Origin of the sequence: Paenibacillus alba, from assembly GCF_013204855.1 — a bacterium.
Classification (GTDB): domain Bacteria; phylum Bacillota; class Bacilli; order Paenibacillales; family NBRC-103111; genus Paenibacillus_E; species Paenibacillus_E alba.
In genome coordinates this window covers 13,738-36,801 of sequence record NZ_JABMKZ010000041.1, presented here as the reverse complement: position 1 = coordinate 36,801, position 23,064 = coordinate 13,738, and the positions used below count along the sequence as shown (strand labels likewise).

The window sequence follows — 23,064 nt, the reverse complement described above, 5'->3', positions numbered from 1 at the left end:
AAGTTGGCGGGACATCTTGTTCAATTTGGACGACGTAAACGCAGGACTTATGCACGAATTAATGAGGTGCTGGGCATTCCAAACCTGATTGAAATCCAGCAAAAATCGTATGAGTGGTTTTTGGAAGAGGGACTTCGTGAGATGTTTCAGGATATCTCTCCGATTCAGGATTTTACAGGGAACCTGGTACTGGAGTTTATTGACTATAGCTTAGGCGATCCTAAGTATTCAGTTGATGAATCCAAAGAACGCGACGTAACCTATGCGGCGCCGTTAAGAGTCAAAGTCCGTTTGATTAATAAGGAAACCGGCGAGGTCAAAGAACAAGAAGTGTTCATGGGGGATTTCCCTATCATGACTGACACGGGAACGTTCATTATTAACGGTGCGGAGCGTGTAATCGTCTCCCAGCTCGTTCGTTCACCCAGTGTTTATTATAGCACGAAAGTGGATAAAAACGGCAAAAAAACTTACACCGCAACCGTTATTCCGAACCGTGGAGCTTGGCTCGAACTTGAGACTGATGCGAAAGATATCATCTATGTTCGTATTGACCGCACACGTAAAATTCCAGTAACTGTTTTGCTTCGTTCCTTAGGTTTCGGCACAGATGCTGAAATTCTGGATTTGCTCGGTGATAATGAGTACATCCGCAATACGCTCGATAAAGATAACACGGATTCTACGGAAAAAGCGTTAATCGAAATCTATGAGCGTCTTCGCCCGGGCGAGCCTCCTACACTTGATAATGCAAGAAGCTTGATCGTTGCTCGTTTCTTTGATCCGAAGCGTTATGATCTAGCGAATGTAGGACGTTACAAAATCAACAAGAAATTACACATCAAAAATAGATTGTTTAATCAACGTTTAGCAGAAACACTGGTGGATTCCGAAACGGGTGAAATCATTGCAGAAGCTGGACAATTGCTTGACCGTCGTGTGCTTGATGAAATTCTTCCTTTTATTGAAAAAGGAGCAGGTTATCAAGAATTCACGATTCCCAAAGGTGTGACTGGCGCGGACACAATCCCTGTTCAGTGCATTAATGTTTACTCACCAACAGAAGAAGGCAAGATTGTTAAAGTTATCTCCAATGGTGTGATTGATAAAGCAGTTAAGAATATTACGCCTGCCGATATCATTTCATCCATTAACTATTTCATCAACCTGCTTCATGGTATCGGGAATACAGATGATATTGACCACTTGGGCAACCGTCGTCTTCGTTCTGTAGGCGAACTGCTGCAAAACCAATTCCGTATCGGTCTTTCCCGTATGGAACGTGTTGTTCGTGAGCGTATGTCGATTCAAGATGCGAATGTTATTACTCCGCAAGCTTTGATCAACATTCGACCTGTTATTGCATCTATTAAAGAGTTCTTCGGTAGTTCCCAACTTTCTCAGTTTATGGACCAAACGAATCCACTTGCTGAATTGACGCACAAAAGACGTCTATCTGCACTCGGACCCGGCGGTTTGACGAGAGAGCGCGCAGGGATGGAAGTTCGTGACGTGCATCACTCTCACTATGGCCGTATGTGTCCTATTGAGACCCCTGAGGGACCGAACATTGGTTTGATCAACTCGTTGTCGACATTTGCCCGTATTAATGAGTATGGCTTCATTGAGGCTCCTTACCGTTGGGTAGATCCGAAGACAGGTTTGGTTACCGATCAAATCGCGTACCTGACTGCTGATGAAGAGGATAACTATGTTATCGCTCAAGCGAACGCAGAATTGACGGAAGAAAACAAATTCGTTGAAGATGCCATTATCGTTCGTTACAAGGATGATAACTTAACGCTGCCGGTTGAACGTGTCGATTACATGGACGTTTCTCCGAAGCAAGTTGTTTCCGTTGCAACGGCGCTAATTCCGTTCCTCGAAAATGATGACTCCAACAGAGCGCTCATGGGTTCAAACATGCAACGTCAAGCTGTTCCTTTGCTTATCCCTAAAGCACCTCTCGTAGGTACAGGTATGGAGCATAAGGTTGCTAAAGACTCCGGAGTATGTATTGTATCCAAATTTGATGGAATTATTGAAAAAGCTGCTGCCAACGAAATTTGGCTGCGTCGCCAGGAATTGGTAGACGGCAAATTAGTCAGCGGCAACATCGTCAAATATAAGCTTCACAAATTTATGCGTTCCAACCAAGGTACGTGTATCAATCAACGTCCGATTGTGAAAAAAGGACAATTGGTCAAGGCTGGCGATATTCTTGCCGACGGACCATCGACAGAGCAAGGGGAATTGGCGCTTGGGCGTAACGTTGTCGTAGCTTTCATGACTTGGGAAGGTTACAACTACGAGGATGCGATCTTGCTTAGCCAGAAGCTTGTCAAAGAAGATGTGTACACTTCGATTCATATCGAGGAATACGAGTCCGAAGCACGTGATACGAAGCTTGGACCTGAAGAAATCACACGCGATATCCCGAACGTTGGGGAAGATGCACTGAAAAACCTTGATGAGCGTGGTATCATCCGTGTCGGTGCCGAAATCGGCGCAGGCGATATCCTTGTTGGTAAAGTCACACCAAAAGGTGTAACGGAGCTGACAGCGGAAGAAAGATTGCTGCATGCAATCTTCGGAGAGAAAGCTCGTGAAGTTCGTGATACATCCCTTCGCGTACCGCATGGTACAGATGGTATTGTCGTAGATGTGAAAGTATTTACTCGTGAGAATGGCGATGAGCTGCCTCCAGGCGTGAACCAACTCGTACGCGTTTATATCGCGCAAAAACGGAAAATTTCCGAAGGCGATAAAATGGCGGGACGTCACGGTAACAAAGGGGTAGTAGCACGCATTCTTCCTGAAGAAGATATGCCTTTCCTGCCAGATGGTACGCCGGTTGAAGTTGTATTGAATCCACTAGGGGTTCCTTCACGGATGAACATTGGTCAAGTGCTTGAAGTTCACTTGGGTATGGCTTCCAAGTACCTCGGTATCCATGCTGCAACGCCGGTATTCGATGGAGCGCGTGAGTATGACGTGTTCGATGCGATGGAAGAAGCTGGTATGCAGCGTAGCGGCAAAACGATTCTGTACGATGGTCGTACGGGTGAGTCGTTCGAGCGTGAAGTTACCGTTGGTGTCATGTACATGATCAAATTGGCGCACATGGTTGATGATAAAATCCATGCCCGTTCCACAGGACCTTACTCCCTTGTTACTCAGCAGCCGCTGGGTGGTAAAGCGCAGTTCGGTGGACAACGTTTCGGGGAGATGGAAGTATGGGCGCTTGAGGCTTACGGAGCGGCTTATACACTGCAAGAGATTCTTACCGTGAAATCAGATGACGTTGTTGGCCGTGTGAAAACATACGAGTCGATCGTCAAAGGTGAAAATGTTCCAGAACCAGGTGTTCCGGAATCATTCAAAGTTTTGATCAAAGAGCTTCAAAGCTTGGGGATGGATGTCAAAATCTTGTCCGGCGATGAAGAAGAGATCGAAATGCGAGAAGCCGACGATGATGACGAAGTCACTAGCGATAAATTAAACCTAAACTTAGAGGGCTCTGAATTAGGAGTCAACGAATAAAGAACACCACAATAGATCGAGAACGATTCACTGCATAGTGGGTTTAAATTCTTAAAGGAGGGTTGCTCCTTGATGGACGTTAACAACTTCGAGTTTATGAAAATCGGCTTGGCATCACCCGATAAAATTCGCTCTTGGTCCCGTGGGGAAGTAAAGAAGCCGGAAACGATTAACTACAGAACCTTAAAGCCTGAGAAAGAAGGTCTTTTCTGCGAAAAGATCTTCGGGCCTACGAAAGATTGGGAATGTCATTGCGGTAAATACAAACGTGTTCGCTATAAAGGCGTCGTTTGTGACCGTTGTGGCGTTGAAGTAACACGCCAGAAGGTACGTCGTGAGCGCATGGGTCATATTGAACTTGCTGCTCCGGTATCTCACATTTGGTACTTCAAAGGTATTCCGAGCCGCATGGGGCTTGCGCTGGATATGTCTCCAAGATCCTTGGAGGAAATTATCTACTTCGCTTCCTATGTTGTTACGGATCCAGGTGATACGCCTTTGGAGAAAAAGCAGCTGCTTTCCGAGAAAGAATACCGCAGTTACCGTGAGAAGTACGGGTATGCTTTCCAAGCTGGTATGGGTGCTGAGGCCGTTAAGAAATTATTGGTCGACATCGATATCGAACGTGAAGTAGATACGCTTAAAGAAGAACTCAAAACAGCGCAAGGTCAACGCCGTAATCGTGCGATTAAGCGATTGGAAGTTATGGAAGCTTTCCGTAACTCCAAAAACCTGCCTGGCTGGATGATTCTGGATGTACTTCCGGTTATCCCTCCTGAGCTTCGCCCGATGGTACAGCTCGACGGCGGTCGTTTCGCGACTTCCGACTTGAATGATTTGTACCGTCGTGTTATCAACCGTAACAACCGTCTCAAAAGATTGCTCGACCTAGGGGCTCCGGATATCATTGTTCAAAATGAGAAACGGATGCTTCAAGAAGCGGTCGATGCGCTTATTGATAACGGTCGTCGCGGCCGCCCTGTTACAGGACCTGGTAACCGTCCTTTGAAATCCCTCAGCCATATGCTGAAAGGTAAACAAGGCCGTTTCCGTCAAAACTTGCTCGGTAAACGTGTCGATTACTCCGGACGTTCCGTTATCGTTGTAGGTCCTAACCTGAAGATGTACCAATGTGGTCTTCCGAAGGAAATGGCACTTGAATTGTTCAAGCCTTTCGTTATGAAAGAGCTTGTGAATAAAGGTTTGGCTCACAACATCAAAAGTGCGAAACGCAAAGTAGAACGCGTAAGCCCGGATGTATGGGATGTTCTAGAAGAAGTAATCAAGGAGCACCCGGTTCTGCTGAACCGTGCCCCTACGCTGCATAGACTTGGTATTCAAGCTTTCGAACCGATTCTGGTTGAAGGCCGCGCCATTAAGCTCCATCCGCTCGTTTGTACAGCTTACAATGCTGACTTCGACGGTGACCAAATGGCCGTTCACGTACCATTGTCCTCTGAAGCTCAAGCTGAAGCTCGTTTGCTGATGCTTGCGTCAGGCAACATTTTGAATCCGAAAGATGGTAAGCCGGTTGTTACGCCTTCACAGGATATGGTTCTGGGAAGCTTCTATTTGACAACAGACAACAAATTCGCTAAAGGTGCAGGTTCTATTATCAGAACTGTTCACGAAGCGGTTTCTTCTTACCAATCGGGCAAAATGGCGCTGCACGCACGTGTTGCCATTCCTGCAAAAGCTTTGAACAAAGTTAGCTTCACTGAGAAGCAACAAAATGCAATTCTAATCACAACAATTGGTAAAATTATTATGAATGAGATCTTCCCTAGCGATTTCCCGTTCATTAATGAGCCAACCAAAACGAATTTGCTCAATGGTATCCCTGATGCTCACTTTGTTTTTGAAAAAGGTGCTGATCTCAGAGCCATTATGTTGGAACGCGAAGAGAACAAAGCGGTAGGTAAAGAATATCTCGGTTCTATTATTGCTGAGTGTTTCCGTAAATACCACACGACACAAACGTCGATGATCCTTGATAAAATCAAAGAGCTTGGATTCACGTATTCCACGAAAGCGGGTATTACCGTAGCTGTCTCTGACGTTGTAGTTCCAACTGAAAAAGTAGCTATCCTCAAGGATTGCGAAGAGAAAGTACGCGTAGTTACGAATCAATACCGTCGTGGTTTGATTACGGATGAAGAGCGTTATGACCGTGTCATTGCGATCTGGAGTAAAGCGAAGGATGAAATCACAGATATCTTGATGAAATCCCTAGATAAGTACAACTCCATCAGCATGATGGTTGAATCCAAAGCACGGGGTAACAAATCCCAGATTACACAGCTTGGCGGTATGCGTGGTTTGATGGCGAATCCATCCGGTAAAATTATGGAGTTGCCGATTAAATCAAACTTCCGTGAAGGCTTAACGATCTTGGAGTACTTTATCTCCACGCACGGAGCGCGTAAAGGTCTTGCCGATACAGCCCTGCGTACTGCCGATTCCGGTTACTTGACTCGTCGTCTCGTTGACGTAGCACAAGACGTAATCGTACGTGAAGATGATTGCGGAACAGACAAAGGCTTCATGGTTAGCAAAATTCAAGACGGTAAAGAGGTTATTGAAGATCTTTACGACCGTATTGAAGGGCGCTATGCGTATGAAACGCTTCGTCATCCGAAAACAGGTGAAGTTATTGTTCAACGCAATGAACTCATCGAGTCCGGTATTGCAGACACGATTATCGAAGCTGGCATCGAGAAATTGCAAATTCGTTCCGTTCTTAGCTGCCGCACGAATCATGGTGTATGCAAAAAATGTTACGGCCGCAACTTGGCTACTGGCCAATTCGTTGAGGTTGGTGAGGCTGTTGGTATTATTGCTGCACAATCCATCGGTGAGCCAGGAACACAGCTGACGATGCGTACATTCCATACCGGTGGTGTTGCCGGAGACGATATTACGCAAGGTTTGCCGCGTATTCAAGAGCTCTTCGAAGCTCGGAATCCGAAAGGTCAAGCGATCATTTCCGAGATTGATGGTACCGTCAAAGAGATCCGTGAAGCGAAGGACCGTCGTGAGATTGAAGTCCAAGGCGAAGCGGAATCCAAAGTATATGCAGTTCCTTACGGTTCACGTGTTCGTGTTTCATTGAATCAACAAGTGGAAGCTGGAGATGAGTTGACTGACGGATCTATCGATCCGAAAGAGATGCTTCGTATTAAAGGTATCCGCGGCGTGCAGAACTACATTCTGCAAGAGGTTCAACGCGTCTATCGTAACCAAGGGGTAGAAATTAACGATAAGCATATCGAAGTTATGGTTCGTCAAATGTTGCGGAAAATCCGTATCGTTGACGCTGGAGATACAACGCTTCTTCCAGGTTCCTTCGTAGACATTCATGAATACGAAGCAGCTAACAAAGTAGCCTTGTTCGCTGGCAACGAGCCGGCTGTAGCAAGACCAATCTTGCTCGGTATTACGAAGGCGTCCCTTGAGACAGATTCCTTCCTATCTGCAGCATCCTTCCAAGAGACTACACGTGTCTTGACAGATGCCGCGATCAAAGGCAAGGTTGACCAATTGCTTGGTCTTAAGGAGAACGTTATTATCGGGAAGCTCATTCCTGCAGGTACAGGTATGCCTCGTTACCGGAACATCCGTATTACGGATCCTAACGAAGTTGTCGTGCAAGATGAGGACCTTGAGAAAGAAACGGTCGCAGTCGAATAAAGACGATATAATGAGAGAGGGATGCTCACTTTGAATGAAGTGAGCGATCCCTTTTCATTTTTCATATGAAACTATGAGATTGTTGATGGGGAAGAGAAGTTATTCCTTGACACTCGAAGTTCAAAGTGCTAATATATCGTAGTGTGCCTAAGTTGATATTCTTTCCTTTCTTTGAAGGGGGTGCCTTATGTCTTATGATAAAGTCAAACAGGCGAAGAATATACGTGTAGGTACTAAGAAAGTCACGAAGATAGTGGAGCAAGATCAAGCTGTCGAAGTATTTGTTTCCAAAGATGCAGATCCGCGATTGACGATAAAACTGGTAGCCCTCTGTACGCAGAAGGGAATACCTGTAACCTACGTAGATTCTATGAAGATGCTAGGTAAAGCATGTGGAATTGAAGTTGGAGCTGCGGTAGCAGCTGTTGTAAATGAATAAACGCTAATGACGTTTTTGTTAGTGGGCTTAGCATACATAAGTTTTCATGACTTTTGCAGCTGTCCATGGCAAGGACTTTCTATTTGCTCATTTATGACTCGCCTGGATCTGTGGGCTTGCAAGAGAACATCATGTTATGAATGTAGGGAGGAGGTGGCGATATGCCAACAATTAACCAACTAGTACGTAAAGGTCGTCAAGCGAAGGTGGATAAATCTAAATCACCAGCTTTGCAAAAAGGTTTTAACGCTTTGAAAAGAGAAGCAACGGATTTGAGTGCACCTCAAAAACGTGGTGTCTGCACGCGTGTAGGTACTATGACTCCTAAGAAGCCTAACTCCGCACTTCGTAAATATGCACGTGTTCGTTTAACGAACCGCGTAGAGGTGACAGCTTACATTCCAGGTATCGGTCACAACCTGCAAGAACACAGTGTTGTATTGATCCGTGGAGGTAGAATTAAAGATCTTCCAGGGGTACGTTATCACATCGTGCGTGGCGCGCTGGATACTTCCGGTGTTAACAACCGTAAGCAATCCCGTTCCAAATACGGTACGAAACGTCCGAAAGTTAAAAAATAAGAGATAATAATCAGGGATGATTCTTATAAGAAAGGGGGATAACTATGCCTCGTAAAGGTCCAGTTACTCGCAGAGACGTATTGCCAGATCCAATTTATAATAGCAAACTTGTCACTCGTCTTATCAATCGTATCATGATTGATGGAAAAAGAGGGGTAGCACAGTCCATTTTATACAATGCTTTTAACCTCGTGAAAGATCGTACAGGTAAAGAGCCAATGGAAGTGTTCGAAGCAGCTATCAAAAACATTATGCCAGTACTTGAAGTCAAAGCTCGCCGTGTTGGTGGAGCGAACTATCAAGTGCCTATCGAAGTAAGACCTGATCGTCGTTCGACATTAGGCTTGCGTTGGTTGGTCAACTACTCCCGCCTACGCGGTGAGAAGACGATGGAAGAAAGATTGGCTTACGAAATTATCGATGCTAGCAACAGCACAGGTTCTTCCGTTAAGAAACGTGAAGATACGCACAAAATGGCTGAAGCTAACAAAGCATTCGCTCATTATCGTTGGTAGAATAAGAAAATTAATTTCAGAAAGGAGACATAACGACCTATGGCTAGAGAGTTCTCCTTAAAAAACACACGTAATATCGGGATCATGGCTCATATCGATGCTGGTAAAACGACAACAACAGAGCGTATTCTTTACTACACTGGTAAAGTTCACAAAATCGGAGAAGTGCACGAAGGTGCAGCTACGATGGACTGGATGGAACAGGAACAAGAGCGCGGAATCACGATTACTTCCGCCGCTACGACTGCGCAATGGGAAGGTCACCGCATCAATATCATTGATACCCCGGGACACGTTGACTTTACTGTTGAGGTAGAGCGTTCCCTTCGTGTGTTGGATGGAGCAGTTGGTGTATTTAGTGCGAAAGAGGGCGTTGAGCCTCAATCGGAAACAGTTTGGAGACAAGCTGATAAATACAACGTTCCACGTATCGCATACGTAAATAAAATGGATATCATCGGTGCAGACTTCTTGCAAGTTGTTGAATCCATGCGTCTAAAGCTTGGTGCAAATGCAGTTGCTATTCAACTTCCGATCGGTGCTGAGAATGAATTCAAAGGAATCATCGATTTAGTTGAAGAAGTGGCGTATATGTACAAAGACGATCTTGGCAAGGATATCGAGAAAGTTGAAATTCCTGCTGAGTTCAAAGATCAAGTTGCAGAATTAAGATTGGAACTGATCGAGAAAGTTGCTGAGCTTGATGAAGAGCTTACAATGAAATATCTCGAAGGTGAAGAGCTTACTGTTGATGAGATCAAAGGAGCGCTACGTAAAGGTGTCTGTGAAGTGAAAATCTTCCCAGTTATCGTAGGGTCTTCTTACAGAAACAAAGGTGTTCAATTGATGTTGGATGCAGTTATCAACTACCTGCCATCCCCACTTGATGTACCTGATATTAAAGGTGTACTTGACGATGGTACTGAAGTGATTCGTAAGTCTGCTGATGATCAACCGTTCTCAGCACTTGCATTCAAAATCATGACAGATCCTTTCGTTGGTCGTCTTACCTTCTTCCGTGTATACTCTGGTACATTGAACTCCGGTTCCTATGTTGTTAACGCAACTAAAGGCAAACGTGAGCGTGTTGGTCGTATTCTGCAAATGCATGCGAACTCACGTCAAGAAATCAGCATCGTATACGCAGGTGATATTGCCGCGGCTGTTGGCTTGAAAGATACAACAACTGGTGATACACTTTGTGATGAGAAGAACCCTGTTATCCTTGAGAAAATGGTCTTTCCTGAACCGGTTATCCAGCTTGCTGTTGAGCCGAAAACGAAAGCCGACCAAGATAAAATGGGTATCGCATTGCAAAAGCTTGCAGAAGAAGATCCTACGTTCCGTGCTTCTACAGATGAAGAAACAGGACAAACGATCATCGCGGGTATGGGTGAGCTTCACCTTGAAATCCTCGTTGACCGTATGCTTCGTGAATTCAAAGTAGAAACGAATGTAGGTAAACCTCAAGTAGCATACCGTGAAACATTCCGTGCTGCTGCTAAAGTTGAGGGTAAATTCGTTCGTCAATCCGGTGGTCGTGGTCAATACGGACATTGTTGGGTTGAGTTTGAACCTCAAGAAGCTGGCACTGGTTTCATCTTCGAGAACAAGGTAGTAGGGGGATCTATTCCTAGAGAATATATCGCACCTATTCAAGCTGGTATCGAAGAGTCCATGAAAAACGGTGTAATCGCAGGATTCCCGCTCGTGGATATCAAAGCTACTGTTGTTGATGGATCATACCATGATGTTGACTCCAATGAAATGGCGTTCAAAATTGCGGGATCCATGGCTCTTAAAGCAGCAAAAGAAAAATGTAAACCGGTTCTTCTTGAGCCAATCATGAAGGTTGAAGTTACTGTACCAGAAGAGTACATGGGCGATGTTATGGGTGACCTTAACTCCCGTCGTGGACGTATCGAAGGTATGGACAGCCGTCATGGAGCGCAAGTCATCCGTGCTAAGGTACCTCTTTCCGAAATGTTTGGTTATTCCACAACACTTCGTTCGAGAACACAAGGCCGTGGTGTTTACTCCATGGAACTTTCGCATTATGAAGAAGTACCTAAGTCCATTGCAGAAGAAATTATTGCAAAAGGCAAAGGCGCTTAATATAAAACTAATAGTCACTCTAAGGAGGAATCGTTTAAAATGGCAAAGGCTAAATTTGAACGTAACAAACCGCATGTTAACATCGGTACTATCGGTCACGTCGACCATGGTAAAACAACTTTAACAGCTGCAATCACTACTGTATTGTCCAAAAGATACGGTGGAGCAGCAGTAGCTTTCGACCAAATCGATAAAGCACCAGAAGAGCGCGAGCGCGGTATCACAATCTCCACAGCTCACGTTGAGTACGAAACACCTAATCGTCACTACGCACACGTTGACTGTCCTGGACATGCCGACTATGTTAAGAACATGATTACTGGTGCAGCACAAATGGACGGAGCGATCCTGGTTGTATCCGCAGCTGACGGCCCTATGCCGCAAACTCGTGAGCACATCCTTCTTTCCCGTCAAGTAGGCGTACCTTACATCGTAGTATTCCTTAACAAATGTGATATGGTTGAAGACGAAGAGTTGCTTGAATTGGTTGAGATGGAAGTTCGCGACCTTCTTAACGAATATGAGTTCCCAGGCGATGATACTCCAATCATCCGTGGAGCAGCTCGTGAAGCTCTTCAAAACCCAGATGGTCCTTGGGCTGACAAAATCATCGAGTTGTTCGAACAAGTTGATACTTATATCCCAACTCCTGAGCGTCAAACTGACAAACCGTTCCTTATGCCGGTTGAGGATGTATTCTCAATCACTGGTCGTGGAACAGTTGCAACTGGTCGTGTTGAGCGTGGTACTGTTAAAGTACAAGAAGAAGTTGAAATCGTTGGTATCGCTGAAGAAACTCGTAAATGCATCGTAACTGGTGTAGAGATGTTCCGTAAATTGCTTGATTCCGCTCAAGCTGGGGACAACATCGGAGCATTGCTTCGTGGTGTTGACCGTAAAGACATCGAGCGTGGACAAGTTCTTGCGAAACCAGGTTCAGTTAAACCACACACGAACTTCACAGCTCAAATCTACGTTCTAACTAAAGAAGAGGGTGGCCGTCATAAGCCTTTCTTCACTGGTTACCGTCCACAGTTCTACTTCCGTACAACTGACGTAACAGGTATCATCTCCCTTCCAGAAGGTACTGAGATGGTTATGCCAGGTGATAACATCACAGTTACAGTTGAACTGATCAACCCAATCGCAATCGAAGAAGGAACACGCTTCGCGATTCGTGAAGGCGGACGTACAGTTGGTGCGGGCGCGGTTGCTACAATTCAAAAATAATACCTTTTTATAGAAGAAACACTCATCGTTTTGGCGGTGGGTGTTTTTTTATGCGAATGCCTAAACTTTCGCTTGCAATTCCTTTTCAAATTTTATATAATATAAAACGTTGGTCTGTGACGTTGCGATGATGTGAAAGGTTGCCGACACACCTGGCCCCTTTGCCATGGGGATGGTTGTTGGAGAATTTTCACGGAGTATGTCCGATACTAAATTGGGCGATAGAAGGAGGGACTTATATGGCAAAGCAAAAAATTCGTATCCGTTTGAAAGCTTATGATCACAGAATCATTGATCAATCAGCTGAGAAAATCGTGGAAACTGCCAAGCGTTCCGGTGCAGGTGTATCCGGTCCGATTCCGCTTCCGACAGAGAAGCAAATCATCACGATTCTTCGTGCGGTACACAAGTACAAGGATTCGCGTGAGCAATTCGAAATGCGTACGCATAAGCGTCTAATCGATATTGTGAATCCTACACCACAAACAGTTGATGCTCTGATGCGTTTAGACTTACCGTCTGGCGTTGACATCGAGATCAAACTGTAAAACTACTATAGAATTGAACGTTTAGGAAGGAAATGAGGTGTCAACGATGAAAGGTATCTTAGGAAAAAAACTTGGGATGACACAGTTGTTTACTCCGGAGGGTAATGTAGTTCCGGTAACTGTCATTCAAGCGGGACCATGTGTGGTACTGCAAAAGAAAGATGTGGATAACGACGGATATGAGTCAATCCAAATCGGTTTTGATGATGTGAAAGCTAGCAGAATCATTAAACCAGAGCTTGGCCATGCGAAAAAAGCAGGGGCAACGCCTAAGCGCTACGTTAAAGAAATTCGTGGCATTCAGTTGGGTGACTATGAAGTTGGTCAAGAGCTGAAAGCAGATCTGTTTACAGAGGGCGAATTCGTTGATGTAACGGGTACTTCCAAAGGTAAAGGTTTCCAAGGTAACATCAAAAGACATAACCAATCCACGGGCCCTATGGCACACGGATCACGTTATCACCGCGGACCAGGTTCGATGGGTTCCATTCAAGCAAACCGCGTTCCTAAAGGTAAGAAATTGCCAGGGCACATGGGTAACGAAACAGTAACTTTGCAAAACCTGCAAATCATTAAAGTAGATGCTGAGCGTAATGTGTTGCTAGTTAAAGGTTCCATTCCGGGTCCTAAAAACAGCTACGTTAGCGTGAAGTCTGCTGTGAAAAAGTAAGAAAGGAGGAAGACAGATGCCAAAAGTAGCTTTATATAATGTAACAGGTGCTCAGGTAGGAGAAGTTGAACTGTCTGATGTTGTTTTCGGAATTGAACCTCACGTTCATGCGATCCACGAAGCTGTTCTTTTGCAACAAGCAGCTGTGCGTCAAGGAACTCACAAAACTAAAGGTCGTTCGGAAGTACGCGGCGGCGGTCGCAAACCTTGGAAACAAAAAGGAACAGGCCGTGCTCGTCAAGGTAGTATTCGTGCTCCACAGTGGAAAGGCGGCGGTACCGTATTCGGACCAACTCCTCGCAGCTATGGTTTCAAATTGCCTAGAAAAGTTCGTCGCTTAGCGATCAAATCCGCTTTGTCCTCGAAACTTATCGATAACAACTTGATCGTTCTGGATCAACTTGAATTGAATGCTCCTAAGACGAAAGAATTCGTAGCAATCTTGAACAACCTGAAAGTAGATCGTAAAGTATTGGTTGTAGGCGTTGCTAACGACTCCAACGTTGCTTTATCTGCTCGCAATATCCCAGGTGTGAAATTCGTTGCTGCTAATGGTGTGAATGTTCTTGATGTCATGTTGTATGACAAATTGATCATTACACAAGAAGCTGTACAGAAAGTTGAGGAGGTGCTTGCACAATGAAAAATCCACGCGACATTATCAAGCGCCCGATCATCACTGAGCGTACAAGCGACCTAATGGCTAACAAAAAGTATGTTTTTGAAGTGGATCTTCGCGCTAACAAAACAGAAATTAAACAAGCTATTGAAGCAATCTTCAAAGTAAAAGTTACAAATGTAAACACATTGAGAATGCCAGCTAAGCCTAAACGCTATGGCAAACACTCCGGCTACACTTCCATCTGGAAGAAAGCTATCGTGTCCTTGAGCGCAGAAAGCAAAGAATTGGAATTCTTTGAATCGGTATAAACCCCATTTCTTAAAGTTAGGAGGAAATCAGAGTGCCAATTAAAAAATATAAACCAACCTCACCAGCACGACGTGCGATGTCGGTTTCTACTTTTGAAGAAATCACAACATCAACACCGGAGAAATCCTTGCTTGCTCCTCTGTTCAAGCATGCTGGTCGTAATAACCAAGGTAAAATTACGGTTCGTCACCATGGTGGTGGACACAAACGTAAATACCGTATTATCGATTTCAAACGTACTAAAGATGGAATACCAGGACGCGTTGCTACAGTTGAGTACGATCCTAACCGTTCCGCAAACATCGCATTGATTCATTATGCAGATGGTGAGAAAAGATACATCATCGCTCCTAAAGGTCTTAAAGTGGACGATCGCATCGTATCCGGACCACAATCCGATATCAAAATCGGTAACGCTCTTCCATTGGAAAACATTCCAGTTGGTACAGTTATCCACAACATTGAGTTGAAACCTGGTAAAGGTGCGCAATTAGTGCGCGCTGCTGGTACAGAAGCTCAATTGCTTGGTAAAGAAGAAACTTACGTAACGATTCGCCTTTCATCCGGTGAAGTTCGTAAAGTACTTAAAGTTTGCCGCGCAACAATCGGTTCTGTTGGTAACGAAGATCACGAACTCGTGAAAATCGGTAAAGCAGGACGTAATCGTTGGAAAGGCAATCGTCCACAAGTTCGTGGGGTCGTAATGAACCCGAATGATCACCCACACGGTGGTGGTGAAGGACGCGCACCAATCGGACGTAAATCACCTATGTCTCCATGGGGTAAACCGACGCTTGGTTTCAAAACTCGTAAAAAAGGTAAAGCATCCGATAAATACATTGTACGTCGCCGTACGAAGTAATATGAATTCTCTTAAGGTTCAAGGAAGGGAGGAACACCCATGGGTCGCAGCTTAAAGAAAGGTCCATTTATTGATGGATACTTACTGAAAAAAGTAGAAGACTTGAACACATCCAGTAAAAAACTGGTTATCAAAACGTGGTCCCGTCGTTCTACGATTTACCCGCAATTCGTTGGTCACACTTTCGGAGTGTACGATGGAAGAAAACACGTGCCTGTTTATGTAACAGAAGATATGGTTGGACATAAGCTTGGTGAATTTGCTCCAACACGTACTTACAAAGGTCACGACGACGATAAAAAAACCGGAAAACGTTAATTTCATTTTTAACCGAGAGGAGGTACTACCATGCAAGCTAAAGCAATATTGAACCACGCTCGGATTGCTCCTCGTAAAGCAAAGCTAGTTGTTGACTTGATTCGGGGAAAAGCGGTAGGTGAAGCGATCGCGATTCTGCGTCATACGCCTAAAGCAGCTTCTCCAATTCTGGAGAAACTATTGAATTCCGCAATTGCCAATGCAGAGCATAACTATTCATTAGATCCTAATAAACTAGTGGTTTCTGAGACGTTTGTTAACCAAGGACCAACAATGAAAAGGTTCCAACAACGTGCAATGGGCCGTGCTAGCGCGATCAAAAAACGTACCAGCCACATCACAATCGTGGTATCTGAAAAATAAGGAGGGATAACGTGTGGGTCAGAAAGTAAACCCGGTAGGCTTTAGAATTGGTATTATTCGTGATTGGGAGTCCAAATGGTTCGCAGAGAAAGATTTCGGAACTCTGTTGCTTGAAGATGTCAAAATCCGCGAATACTTGAAGAATAAACTTAAAGATTCCGCAGTTTCCCGATTCGATATCGAGCGCGCGGCTAACCGTGTGAACGTTACGATTCATACTGCAAAACCAGGAATGGTTATTGGTAAAGGCGGAGCTGAAGTTGAAGTTATTCGCAACTACATCGCTGCTATGTCCAATAAAAAAGTTCACATCAACATTTCTGAAATCAAAAGCCCTGACCTTGATGCTATTCTAGTAGCTGAAGCTGTTGCACTTCAATTGGAACGTCGTGTTTCTTTCCGTCGTGCGATGAAACAAGCTATGCAAAGAACAATGAGATCCGGAGCTAAAGGTATTAAAGTAGCAACTAGCGGACGTCTTGGCGGTGCTGAGATTGCTCGTACGGAAGGATATAGCGAAGGAACTGTTCCACTTCATACGCTTCGTGCGGATATCGACTATGGTACTGCTGAAGCAGCCACTACTTATGGACGTATCGGTGTAAAAGTATGGATTTATCGTGGAGAAGTACTTCCGCCAGCTAAGAAAAAGGCTCAGCCGGAAGGAGGAATTTAAATCATGTTAGTACCTAAACGTGTAAAACACCGTAAAGAACACCGCGGTAACATGAAGGGTCGCGCTAAAGGCGGTACGGAAGTAGCTTTTGGCGAATATGGTCTGCAAGCGGTAGAACCGGCTTGGGTTTCCAACCGTCAAATCGAAGCAGCACGTATTGCCATGACACGTTACATCAAACGTGGCGGTAAAGTTTGGATTAAAATCTTCCCAGCTAAACCAGTTACACAAAAACCGCTCGAAGTTCGTATGGGTAGTGGTAAAGGTAACGTGGAAAAATGGGTTGCTGTAGTTAAACCGGGTAAAATTTTGTTTGAACTTGCTGGTGTAAGTGAAGAGGTCGCTCGTGAAGCGATGCGTCTTGCTGCTCACAAGCTTCCAATCAAAACGAAATTCGTGAAAAGAGAAGAAGTAGGCGGTGAAGCAAATGAAGGGTAGTGAATTCCGGAACTTAACCACTGCTGAAATTGAGCAAAAAGTTAATGGTTTTAAAGAAGAACTCTTTAACCTCCGTTTTCAACTAGCTACTGGTCAATTGGACAACCCGACTCAAATTCGTGATTTGCGTAAAGAGATCGCTCGTGCCAAGACTATTTTGCGTGAAAGAGAATTGGGGATTGGGTAACCAAATCTAGAAGGGAGGGTTCCTTAGATGGCTGAACGTAACGATCGTAAAGTCCTGATCGGTAAAGTTGTCAGCGATAAAATGGATAAAACCATTGTTGTTGCTGTCGAAACTTACAAAAAACATGATCTCTATCACAAGAGAATCAAGCATACGAAAAAGTTTAAAGCACATGATGAAAACAACCAAGCTAAAATTGGTGACACTGTGAAAATCAGTGAAACTAGACCATTGTCCAAAGATAAAAGCTGGAGACTGGTTGAAGTAATTGAAGTTGCAGTTGTTATCTAATATTATAGACATGAACCTCGAAAGGAGGGAATACGATGATTCAACCATTTACTCGTTTGGCTGTCGCTGACAACTCAGGTGCGAAACAATTAATGTGTATCCGCGTTTTGGGTGGTACTGGTCGTCGCGTTGGTCACATTGGTGATTTGATCGTCTGTTCAGTAAAAGAAGCAACACCAGGTGGCGTTGTCAAAAAAGGTGACGTTGTTAAAGCAGTTATCGTTCGTACGAAGAGCGGAGCTCGTCGTAAAGACGGTTCATATATCTCATTTGATGAGAATGCGGCTGTTATCGTGAAAGAAGATAAAAGCCCACGTGGTACACGTATCTTTGGACCAGTTGCGCGCGAACTTCGTGACAGAGACTTCATGAAGATCGTATCCTTGGCTCCAGAAGTTATCTAAGAACAGTTACGATGTTTGTTTTCCTTACGGGAAACCTCAGGAGGTGTAGAAGCTAATGCCAAGATTAAAAAAGAGATTAGAATCTCATAACAATAAACTGCACGTGAAAAAGGACGATACGGTTTTTGTGATCACAGGTAAAGACAAAGGTAAAAAGGGTCGCGTTATCGCTGCTTATCCTCGTCAAAACCGTGTACTTGTTGAAGGTGTGAACATGGTTAAGAAACATGCGAAACCATCCCAACAAAACCCACAAGGCGGTATCTTAAATCAAGAAGCGGCAATCCACGTTTCCAACGTGATGCTGATTGATCCTAAGAGCGGCAAGCCTACTCGCGTAGGTTACAAAGTATTGGATAACGGAACGAAAGTTCGCATCGCGAAAAAATCCGGCGAAGTTATCGATTAATACAAACAAGCATGGAAAGGAGGCAAATGAGTCATGGCAGTAAGAATGAAAGATCGTTATTTGAACGAAATTACTCCAGCGTTAATCCAAAAATTTAACTACTCAACAGTAATGCAAGTTCCTAAAGTCGAGAAAATCGTTATCAACATGGGTGTTGGTGAGGCTGTTTCGAACTCCAAAGTACTTGACACTGCAGTAGAAGATCTTCAAAAAATTGCTGGTCAAAAACCAGTTGTAACTAAATCCAAAAAAGCTATCGCGGGTTTCAAACTTCGTGAGAATATGCCAATCGGCGTGAAAGTAACACTTCGCGGCGAGCGCATGTATCATTTCTTGGATAAACTTTTCAACGTATCACTTCCACGTGTACGTGACTTCCGTGGTATTTCCAACAAGGCTTTTGATGGCCGTGGAAACTACACACTTGGTCTGAAAGAACAACTCATTTTCCCTGAAATTGAGTATGATAAAATTGATAAAGTTCGTGGTATGGATATTGTTATCGTAACGACGGCTAAGTCTGACGAGGAAGCTCGCGAGCTTTTAACACAACTCGGAGCACCATTCGTAAAATAGGTCACCAGTCGTACCTATCAGGAGGTGTTATATTAAGTGGCAAAAACTTCGATGAAAGTCAAACAGCAACGTACCCCGAAGTTTAAAGTGCAAGCATACACACGTTGTGAGCGCTGCGGACGTCCGCATTCAGTGCTTCGCAAGTTCAAAATTTGTCGGATTTGTTTCCGCGAATTAGCACATAAAGGTCAGATTCCTGGCGTTAAAAAAGCAAGCTGGTAATCACCCTATTTTCGGGAAGGAGGTTTACACAAAATGGTCATGTCAGATCCAATTGCAGATATGCTAACTCGCATTCGTAATGCGAATATCGTACGTCATGAAACAGTTGAAATTCCTGCGTCAAAAGTGAAGAGGGAAATCGCTGAAATCCTTAAAAAAGAAGGATTTATCCGTGATGCTGAGTACGTTGAAGATAGCAAACAAGGTATCATTCGTTTGTTCCTGAAATACGGTTCAAACAATGAGCGTGTTATCTCTGGTTTGAAAAGAATTAGTAAACCAGGTCTACGCGTTTATACAAAATCACAAGAAGTCCCTCGTGTATTGGGCGGATTAGGGATTGCCATCATCTCCACATCTAAAGGAGTTATGACGGATAAAGATGCTCGTCAATCCAAAGCTGGCGGAGAGGTTATCTGCTACGTTTGGTAATACAATTGTAATTGAATGGAGGTGCAAACATGTCTCGTATTGGTCGTAAGCCAATCACCATTCCAAGTGGTGTAAATGTAACACTAGACAATACTCAAATTACGGTTAAAGGCCCTAAAGGTTCTTTATCCCGTGAACTTCATAAAGATATGAAAGTAAATGTTCTAGAAAACGAGATTTCCGTTGAGCGTCCTTCCGATAACAAACTCCACCGTTCCCTGCATGGTACAACACGTAGTGTTGTTGCCAACATGGTAAGTGGCGTAACGGAAGGCTTCACGAAATCTTTGGATCTAGTAGGCGTAGGTTACCGTGCAAACAAAAGCGGTGACAAGCTGGTTCTCAACGTTGGTTACTCCCATCCAGTTGAAATCACTCCTGAGAACGGTATTGAATTCGATGTTCCAACGAACACGAAAATTATCGTTAAAGGTATTGATAAAGAATTAGTAGGCGCTATGGCAGCAAAAGTTCGTTCCGTACGTGAACCAGAGCCGTATAAAGGTAAAGGGATCAAGTATGAAGGCGAGCGCATCCTTCGTAAAGAAGGTAAAGCAGGTAAGAAGAAATAAGATCGTAAGATCGCGAGTAATAGCTAAAAGTTCTCTCGAGAGAGCTTGCTACGTAAGCATAAGCCTCGCATCATAAGATGATGAAAGGAGTGTAAGTATAGATGATTACTAAAAGCGATAAAAACAAAGCACGTCTGAAAAGACACCTTCGTGTTCGTAAGAAAATTGAAGGTACAACTGTTCGTCCGCGCTTAAACATTTTCCGTTCTTCCAAACACATGTACGCTCAATTGATCGATGATACAACGGGTGTAACAATCGCTTCGGCATCGACTCAAGATAAAGATCTGAAAAGTGATATTGGTAACGGTGGTAACGTAGAAGCTGCTCGTAAAGTTGGCGCATTAATCGCTGAGCGCGCGAAAGCTAAAGGTTTTGACAAAGTGGTTTTTGACCGCGGTGGATACCTTTATCATGGACGTGTTCAAGCATTAGCTGATGCAGCTCGTGAAGCTGGACTAGAATTCTAGGAAAAACATATATAAGGAGGTAAAAGACTTGCGTGTAGATCCTAATACTTTAGAGCTAACAGAAAAAGTCGTTAATATTAATCGCGTAGCTAAAGTAGTAAAAGGCGGACGTCGTTTCAGCTTCAGCGCACTTGTTGTCGTTGGCGATGGCAATGGCTGGGTTGGCGCAGGAATCGGTAAAGCTTCCGAAGTTCCTGATGCAATCCGCAAAGGCATTGAAGATGCGAAAAAGAACTTGATTCATGTTCCAATCGTAGGCACTTCGATTCCTCACCTTGTAACAGGTAAGTTTGGTGCAGGACGTGTTCTGTTGAAACCAGCTTCCCAAGGTACAGGAGTTATCGCAGGCGGACCAGTTCGTGCAGTACTTGAACTTGCTGGTATCGGCGATATCTTGACAAAATCCCTGGGTTCATCGAACTCCATGAACATGGTTAACGCAACGCTTGAAGGCTTAAGCCGTTTGAAAAAAGCGGAAGAAGTTGCAAAGCTTCGTGGAAAAACAGTTCAAGAGCTATTAGGTTAGGAGGGGTAAACATGGCGAAACAATTACAAATTACCCTAAAACGCAGCCTGATTGGCCGCCCTGAAACGCAACGCGTTACTGTGAAAACACTTGGTCTGCGCAAGCTGCACCAAACTGTTCTTCATCAAGATAATGCTGCAATCAGAGGCATGGTTAATCAAGTAAGCCATTTGGTAGAAGTTAAAGAAATCGAAGCATAGTAACACATATTAAGATCTAGAGGAGGTGTGCAACGATGAAGTTACATGAGCTAAGTTCTGCTATTGGTTCCCGTAAAACTCGTAAACGTGTTGGACGTGGTACTAGTAGCGGCATGGGTAAAACATCAACTCGCGGACACAAGGGTCAAAACGCACGTTCCGGTGGAGGCGTTCGTCCTGGATTCGAGGGTGGACAAAACCCGTTATACCGTCGTTTACCTAAACGTGGTTTCACGAACCGTTTCCGTACGGAATACGCAATTGTGAACCTTGAAGATTTGAACAATTTCGCAGCTGGTACTGAAGTTACTCCAGAAGTTCTAATGGAGGCTGGTATTGTTAAAGCTCCTAAAGACGGCATCAAGATTTTAGGAAACGGTGAAATCACAGTAAAATTAACCGTTAAAGCGAATAAGTTCTCTCAATCAGCGATTGAGAAAATCCAAGCTGTCGGCGGTCAAACCGAGGTGATTTAATGTTCAGTACCATAGCCAACATCTTCAAGGTAGAAGATTTACGGAGAAGAATTTTATTCACGCTCATTTTGCTTATCGTCTACCGCTTAGGCGCGTTCATTCCGGTGCCGAACATTAACACTGATGTTCTGAAACTTCAAGATCAAGCGAATCAGAGCGATGTCTTTGGTTTGCTTAACACGTTTTCCGGCGGTGCGCTCTTCCAATTCTCCATCTTCGCGATGGGAATTATGCCTTACATTACGGCTTCCATCATTGTTCAGCTTTTGTCCATGGATGTTATCCCGCGCTTTGCGCAATGGGCAAAAGAAGGAGATGTCGGAAGAAAGAAGATGACACAGGTTACTCGGTACGGTACGATTGTGCTAGGTGTGATTCAAGCTTTTGGTCTTTCCATCGGGTTTAACCGTCTTTACAGCGGACTCGTGATTGATCCGGGCTTCACTACTTTTGCCATGATTGCTATAATACTGACAGCTGGTACAGCCTTCTTGATGTGGCTTGGTGAGCAAATCACGGAGTACGGGATTGGCAACGGTATTTCCATTATCATCTTTGCAGGTATCGTCGCGGCGATTCCTACAAGCATACAGCAAATTTACAAATCACTGTTTGCGACCGAAGGAGCTTTGTTCCTGAACATCGTGAAACTGATCATTATTGCTTTGGTTGTCATACTGATTATTGCCGGAGTCATATTTGTTCAACAAGGTGTTCGCAAGATACCTGTTCAATATGCCAAACGCGTAGTTGGTCGTAAAATGTACGGTGGTCAAACGACGCACATTCCACTTAAAGTGAATGCTGCTGGCGTAATCCCAGTTATCTTTGCACTATCGTTGTTGATGTTTCCTCCTACTATCGCAAGTTATTGGAGAGGGAATGTTGTTGCAGAGTGGATCATTAATAACTTGAGTATTAACCAAACTGCACCTTTAGCGATTGTATTGTATGTACTGTTGATTATTGGCTTCACCTACTTTTATACCTTCGTTCAAATTAATCCAGTTCAAATGGCTGATCAGATGAAGAAAAATGGTGGCTACATTCCAGGTATTAGACCCGGGAAGACAACTTCCGTTTATCTGACTCGTGTAATGACTAGAATTACTCTTTCTGGAGCTCTGTTTCTCTCAGCAATCTCGATTCTTCCCATGTTGTTTGGAGGACTTGCAGGTTTGCCTAGTTCGGTTCGGATTGGTGGTACATCTTTACTTATCGTAGTAGGCGTTGGTCTTGAGACAATGAAACAAATCGAGAGCCAATTGATTAAGCGGCATTACAAAGGGTTTATCAATAAATAGCTAATAGGTTCTGATGGGGCAAGTTATGCGACATCGGCACCTATTGTGCTGTTCGTAATGCCGAGTGCGATGGGAG

At 44.2% G+C, this 23,064-nt stretch carries 29 protein-coding genes; all 29 read left to right on the top strand.

Annotated features, from left to right (window positions below):
- Positions 1–3 precede the first annotated feature (3 nt).
- Positions 4–3,543, top strand: coding sequence for a DNA-directed RNA polymerase subunit beta (gene rpoB / locus HQN90_RS31990; RefSeq protein ID WP_173226641.1), 3,540 nt, complete (start codon positions 4–6; stop codon positions 3,541–3,543).
- 69 nt (positions 3,544–3,612) lie between these two features.
- Positions 3,613–7,233 (top strand): DNA-directed RNA polymerase subunit beta', encoded by a 3,621-nt coding sequence (rpoC, locus tag HQN90_RS31985; protein ID WP_173226639.1) that lies wholly within the window; start codon positions 3,613–3,615, stop codon positions 7,231–7,233.
- Positions 7,234–7,420: 187 nt separating this feature from the next.
- The gene (locus HQN90_RS31980) at positions 7,421–7,672 is read left to right on the top strand and encodes a ribosomal L7Ae/L30e/S12e/Gadd45 family protein (RefSeq protein ID WP_079418027.1); all 252 of its coding nucleotides are present in this window, start codon (positions 7,421–7,423) and stop codon (positions 7,670–7,672) included.
- A gap of 161 nt (positions 7,673–7,833) precedes the next feature.
- On the top strand, positions 7,834–8,253 hold the full coding sequence (gene rpsL / locus HQN90_RS31975; protein ID WP_028557500.1) for a 30S ribosomal protein S12: 420 nt from the start codon (positions 7,834–7,836) through the stop codon (positions 8,251–8,253).
- Between the two features lie 44 nt (positions 8,254–8,297).
- Complete coding sequence (gene rpsG / locus HQN90_RS31970; protein ID WP_047683198.1) at positions 8,298–8,768, top strand: 30S ribosomal protein S7; 471 nt, start codon at positions 8,298–8,300, stop codon at positions 8,766–8,768.
- Positions 8,769–8,807: 39 nt separating this feature from the next.
- Positions 8,808–10,883, top strand: a complete 2,076-nt coding sequence (gene fusA / locus HQN90_RS31965) for an elongation factor G (RefSeq protein ID WP_173226637.1) — start codon at positions 8,808–8,810, stop codon at positions 10,881–10,883.
- Between the two features lie 39 nt (positions 10,884–10,922).
- Positions 10,923–12,113 carry an elongation factor Tu gene (tuf, locus tag HQN90_RS31960; protein ID WP_028557497.1) on the top strand — a complete coding sequence of 397 codons (1,191 nt, stop codon included), beginning with the start codon at positions 10,923–10,925 and terminating at the stop codon, positions 12,111–12,113.
- Between the two features lie 239 nt (positions 12,114–12,352).
- The gene (gene rpsJ, locus HQN90_RS31955; protein ID WP_028557496.1) at positions 12,353–12,661 is read left to right on the top strand and encodes a 30S ribosomal protein S10; all 309 of its coding nucleotides are present in this window, start codon (positions 12,353–12,355) and stop codon (positions 12,659–12,661) included.
- A 46-nt stretch (positions 12,662–12,707) separates the two neighbouring features.
- Entirely contained in the window at positions 12,708–13,331 is a 624-nt protein-coding gene (gene rplC / locus HQN90_RS31950; protein ID WP_029196463.1) for a 50S ribosomal protein L3, read from the top strand.
- 16 nt (positions 13,332–13,347) lie between these two features.
- A complete protein-coding gene (gene rplD / locus HQN90_RS31945; protein WP_079418020.1) occupies positions 13,348–13,974 on the top strand; it encodes a 50S ribosomal protein L4 in 627 nt (208 codons plus the stop codon).
- Complete coding sequence (rplW, locus tag HQN90_RS31940) at positions 13,971–14,261, top strand: 50S ribosomal protein L23 (protein ID WP_028557493.1); 291 nt, start codon at positions 13,971–13,973, stop codon at positions 14,259–14,261. Before rplD ends, rplW begins: the two co-directional genes overlap by 4 nt.
- 32 nt (positions 14,262–14,293) lie before the next feature.
- Positions 14,294–15,124: a 50S ribosomal protein L2 gene (rplB, locus tag HQN90_RS31935; protein WP_173226635.1), complete on the top strand. Its 831-nt coding sequence runs from the start codon at positions 14,294–14,296 to the stop codon at positions 15,122–15,124.
- 39 nt (positions 15,125–15,163) lie between these two features.
- Complete coding sequence (gene rpsS / locus HQN90_RS31930) at positions 15,164–15,442, top strand: 30S ribosomal protein S19 (protein WP_029196461.1); 279 nt, start codon at positions 15,164–15,166, stop codon at positions 15,440–15,442.
- Positions 15,443–15,472: 30 nt separating this feature from the next.
- Positions 15,473–15,805, top strand: a complete 333-nt coding sequence (gene rplV / locus HQN90_RS31925) for a 50S ribosomal protein L22 (protein WP_028557490.1) — start codon at positions 15,473–15,475, stop codon at positions 15,803–15,805.
- A 13-nt stretch (positions 15,806–15,818) separates the two neighbouring features.
- Positions 15,819–16,481 (top strand): 30S ribosomal protein S3, encoded by a 663-nt coding sequence (gene rpsC, locus HQN90_RS31920; protein ID WP_079418013.1) that lies wholly within the window; start codon positions 15,819–15,821, stop codon positions 16,479–16,481.
- 3 nt (positions 16,482–16,484) lie between these two features.
- On the top strand, positions 16,485–16,919 hold the full coding sequence (rplP, locus tag HQN90_RS31915) for a 50S ribosomal protein L16 (RefSeq protein WP_029196459.1): 435 nt from the start codon (positions 16,485–16,487) through the stop codon (positions 16,917–16,919).
- On the top strand, positions 16,909–17,106 hold the full coding sequence (rpmC, locus tag HQN90_RS31910) for a 50S ribosomal protein L29 (RefSeq protein ID WP_028557487.1): 198 nt from the start codon (positions 16,909–16,911) through the stop codon (positions 17,104–17,106). The genes rplP and rpmC overlap by 11 nt, the downstream gene beginning before the upstream one ends.
- Before the next feature lie 27 nt (positions 17,107–17,133).
- Positions 17,134–17,397: a 30S ribosomal protein S17 gene (gene rpsQ / locus HQN90_RS31905; protein WP_079418009.1), complete on the top strand. Its 264-nt coding sequence runs from the start codon at positions 17,134–17,136 to the stop codon at positions 17,395–17,397.
- A 35-nt stretch (positions 17,398–17,432) separates the two neighbouring features.
- Positions 17,433–17,801 (top strand): 50S ribosomal protein L14, encoded by a 369-nt coding sequence (gene rplN, locus HQN90_RS31900; RefSeq protein WP_028557485.1) that lies wholly within the window; start codon positions 17,433–17,435, stop codon positions 17,799–17,801.
- 55 nt (positions 17,802–17,856) lie between these two features.
- Positions 17,857–18,210, top strand: coding sequence for a 50S ribosomal protein L24 (rplX, locus tag HQN90_RS31895; protein ID WP_079418006.1), 354 nt, complete (start codon positions 17,857–17,859; stop codon positions 18,208–18,210).
- A gap of 33 nt (positions 18,211–18,243) precedes the next feature.
- Positions 18,244–18,786: a 50S ribosomal protein L5 gene (gene rplE, locus HQN90_RS31890; RefSeq protein ID WP_079418003.1), complete on the top strand. Its 543-nt coding sequence runs from the start codon at positions 18,244–18,246 to the stop codon at positions 18,784–18,786.
- Positions 18,787–18,822: 36 nt separating this feature from the next.
- Positions 18,823–19,008, top strand: coding sequence for a type Z 30S ribosomal protein S14 (locus HQN90_RS31885; protein ID WP_029196455.1), 186 nt, complete (start codon positions 18,823–18,825; stop codon positions 19,006–19,008).
- 33 nt (positions 19,009–19,041) lie between these two features.
- Positions 19,042–19,440, top strand: a complete 399-nt coding sequence (gene rpsH / locus HQN90_RS31880) for a 30S ribosomal protein S8 (protein WP_056834171.1) — start codon at positions 19,042–19,044, stop codon at positions 19,438–19,440.
- Between the two features lie 29 nt (positions 19,441–19,469).
- Complete coding sequence (rplF, locus tag HQN90_RS31875) at positions 19,470–20,012, top strand: 50S ribosomal protein L6 (protein ID WP_047683181.1); 543 nt, start codon at positions 19,470–19,472, stop codon at positions 20,010–20,012.
- Positions 20,013–20,113: 101 nt separating this feature from the next.
- Complete coding sequence (gene rplR, locus HQN90_RS31870; protein ID WP_079417997.1) at positions 20,114–20,482, top strand: 50S ribosomal protein L18; 369 nt, start codon at positions 20,114–20,116, stop codon at positions 20,480–20,482.
- A 28-nt stretch (positions 20,483–20,510) separates the two neighbouring features.
- Entirely contained in the window at positions 20,511–21,008 is a 498-nt protein-coding gene (rpsE, locus tag HQN90_RS31865) for a 30S ribosomal protein S5 (protein ID WP_029196451.1), read from the top strand.
- A gap of 11 nt (positions 21,009–21,019) precedes the next feature.
- Positions 21,020–21,208: a 50S ribosomal protein L30 gene (rpmD, locus tag HQN90_RS31860; RefSeq protein ID WP_079417994.1), complete on the top strand. Its 189-nt coding sequence runs from the start codon at positions 21,020–21,022 to the stop codon at positions 21,206–21,208.
- 35 nt (positions 21,209–21,243) lie between these two features.
- Positions 21,244–21,684 carry a 50S ribosomal protein L15 gene (gene rplO, locus HQN90_RS31855; protein ID WP_079417990.1) on the top strand — a complete coding sequence of 147 codons (441 nt, stop codon included), beginning with the start codon at positions 21,244–21,246 and terminating at the stop codon, positions 21,682–21,684.
- On the top strand, positions 21,684–22,988 hold the full coding sequence (secY, locus tag HQN90_RS31850) for a preprotein translocase subunit SecY (RefSeq protein ID WP_079417987.1): 1,305 nt from the start codon (positions 21,684–21,686) through the stop codon (positions 22,986–22,988). The genes rplO and secY overlap by 1 nt, the downstream gene beginning before the upstream one ends.
- The last annotated feature ends 76 nt before the right edge of the window (positions 22,989–23,064 follow it).

What these genes read in the sequence shown, in the direction of transcription:
- rplX (WP_079418006.1), top strand. Translation starts at nt 17,857, where the DNA reads ATGCCAAGATTAAAAAAGAGATTAGAATCTCATAACAATAAACTGCAC.
- rplF (WP_047683181.1), top strand. Translation starts at nt 19,470, where the DNA reads ATGTCTCGTATTGGTCGTAAGCCAATCACCATTCCAAGTGGTGTAAAT.
- rplE (WP_079418003.1), top strand. Translation starts at nt 18,244, where the DNA reads ATGGCAGTAAGAATGAAAGATCGTTATTTGAACGAAATTACTCCAGCG.
- rplN (WP_028557485.1), top strand. Translation starts at nt 17,433, where the DNA reads ATGATTCAACCATTTACTCGTTTGGCTGTCGCTGACAACTCAGGTGCG.
- fusA (WP_173226637.1), top strand. Translation starts at nt 8,808, where the DNA reads ATGGCTAGAGAGTTCTCCTTAAAAAACACACGTAATATCGGGATCATG.
- rplO (WP_079417990.1), top strand. Translation starts at nt 21,244, where the DNA reads ATGAAGTTACATGAGCTAAGTTCTGCTATTGGTTCCCGTAAAACTCGT.
- tuf (WP_028557497.1), top strand. Translation starts at nt 10,923, where the DNA reads ATGGCAAAGGCTAAATTTGAACGTAACAAACCGCATGTTAACATCGGT.
- rpsH (WP_056834171.1), top strand. Translation starts at nt 19,042, where the DNA reads ATGGTCATGTCAGATCCAATTGCAGATATGCTAACTCGCATTCGTAAT.
- rplD (WP_079418020.1), top strand. Translation starts at nt 13,348, where the DNA reads ATGCCAAAAGTAGCTTTATATAATGTAACAGGTGCTCAGGTAGGAGAA.
- rpsG (WP_047683198.1), top strand. Translation starts at nt 8,298, where the DNA reads ATGCCTCGTAAAGGTCCAGTTACTCGCAGAGACGTATTGCCAGATCCA.
- rpsJ (WP_028557496.1), top strand. Translation starts at nt 12,353, where the DNA reads ATGGCAAAGCAAAAAATTCGTATCCGTTTGAAAGCTTATGATCACAGA.
- rplW (WP_028557493.1), top strand. Translation starts at nt 13,971, where the DNA reads ATGAAAAATCCACGCGACATTATCAAGCGCCCGATCATCACTGAGCGT.
- secY (WP_079417987.1), top strand. Translation starts at nt 21,684, where the DNA reads ATGTTCAGTACCATAGCCAACATCTTCAAGGTAGAAGATTTACGGAGA.
- rplC (WP_029196463.1), top strand. Translation starts at nt 12,708, where the DNA reads ATGAAAGGTATCTTAGGAAAAAAACTTGGGATGACACAGTTGTTTACT.
- rplP (WP_029196459.1), top strand. Translation starts at nt 16,485, where the DNA reads ATGTTAGTACCTAAACGTGTAAAACACCGTAAAGAACACCGCGGTAAC.
- HQN90_RS31980 (WP_079418027.1), top strand. Translation starts at nt 7,421, where the DNA reads ATGTCTTATGATAAAGTCAAACAGGCGAAGAATATACGTGTAGGTACT.
- rpmD (WP_079417994.1), top strand. Translation starts at nt 21,020, where the DNA reads ATGGCGAAACAATTACAAATTACCCTAAAACGCAGCCTGATTGGCCGC.
- rpsL (WP_028557500.1), top strand. Translation starts at nt 7,834, where the DNA reads ATGCCAACAATTAACCAACTAGTACGTAAAGGTCGTCAAGCGAAGGTG.
- rpmC (WP_028557487.1), top strand. Translation starts at nt 16,909, where the DNA reads ATGAAGGGTAGTGAATTCCGGAACTTAACCACTGCTGAAATTGAGCAA.
- rplR (WP_079417997.1), top strand. Translation starts at nt 20,114, where the DNA reads ATGATTACTAAAAGCGATAAAAACAAAGCACGTCTGAAAAGACACCTT.
- rplV (WP_028557490.1), top strand. Translation starts at nt 15,473, where the DNA reads ATGCAAGCTAAAGCAATATTGAACCACGCTCGGATTGCTCCTCGTAAA.
- rpsS (WP_029196461.1), top strand. Translation starts at nt 15,164, where the DNA reads ATGGGTCGCAGCTTAAAGAAAGGTCCATTTATTGATGGATACTTACTG.
- rpsQ (WP_079418009.1), top strand. Translation starts at nt 17,134, where the DNA reads ATGGCTGAACGTAACGATCGTAAAGTCCTGATCGGTAAAGTTGTCAGC.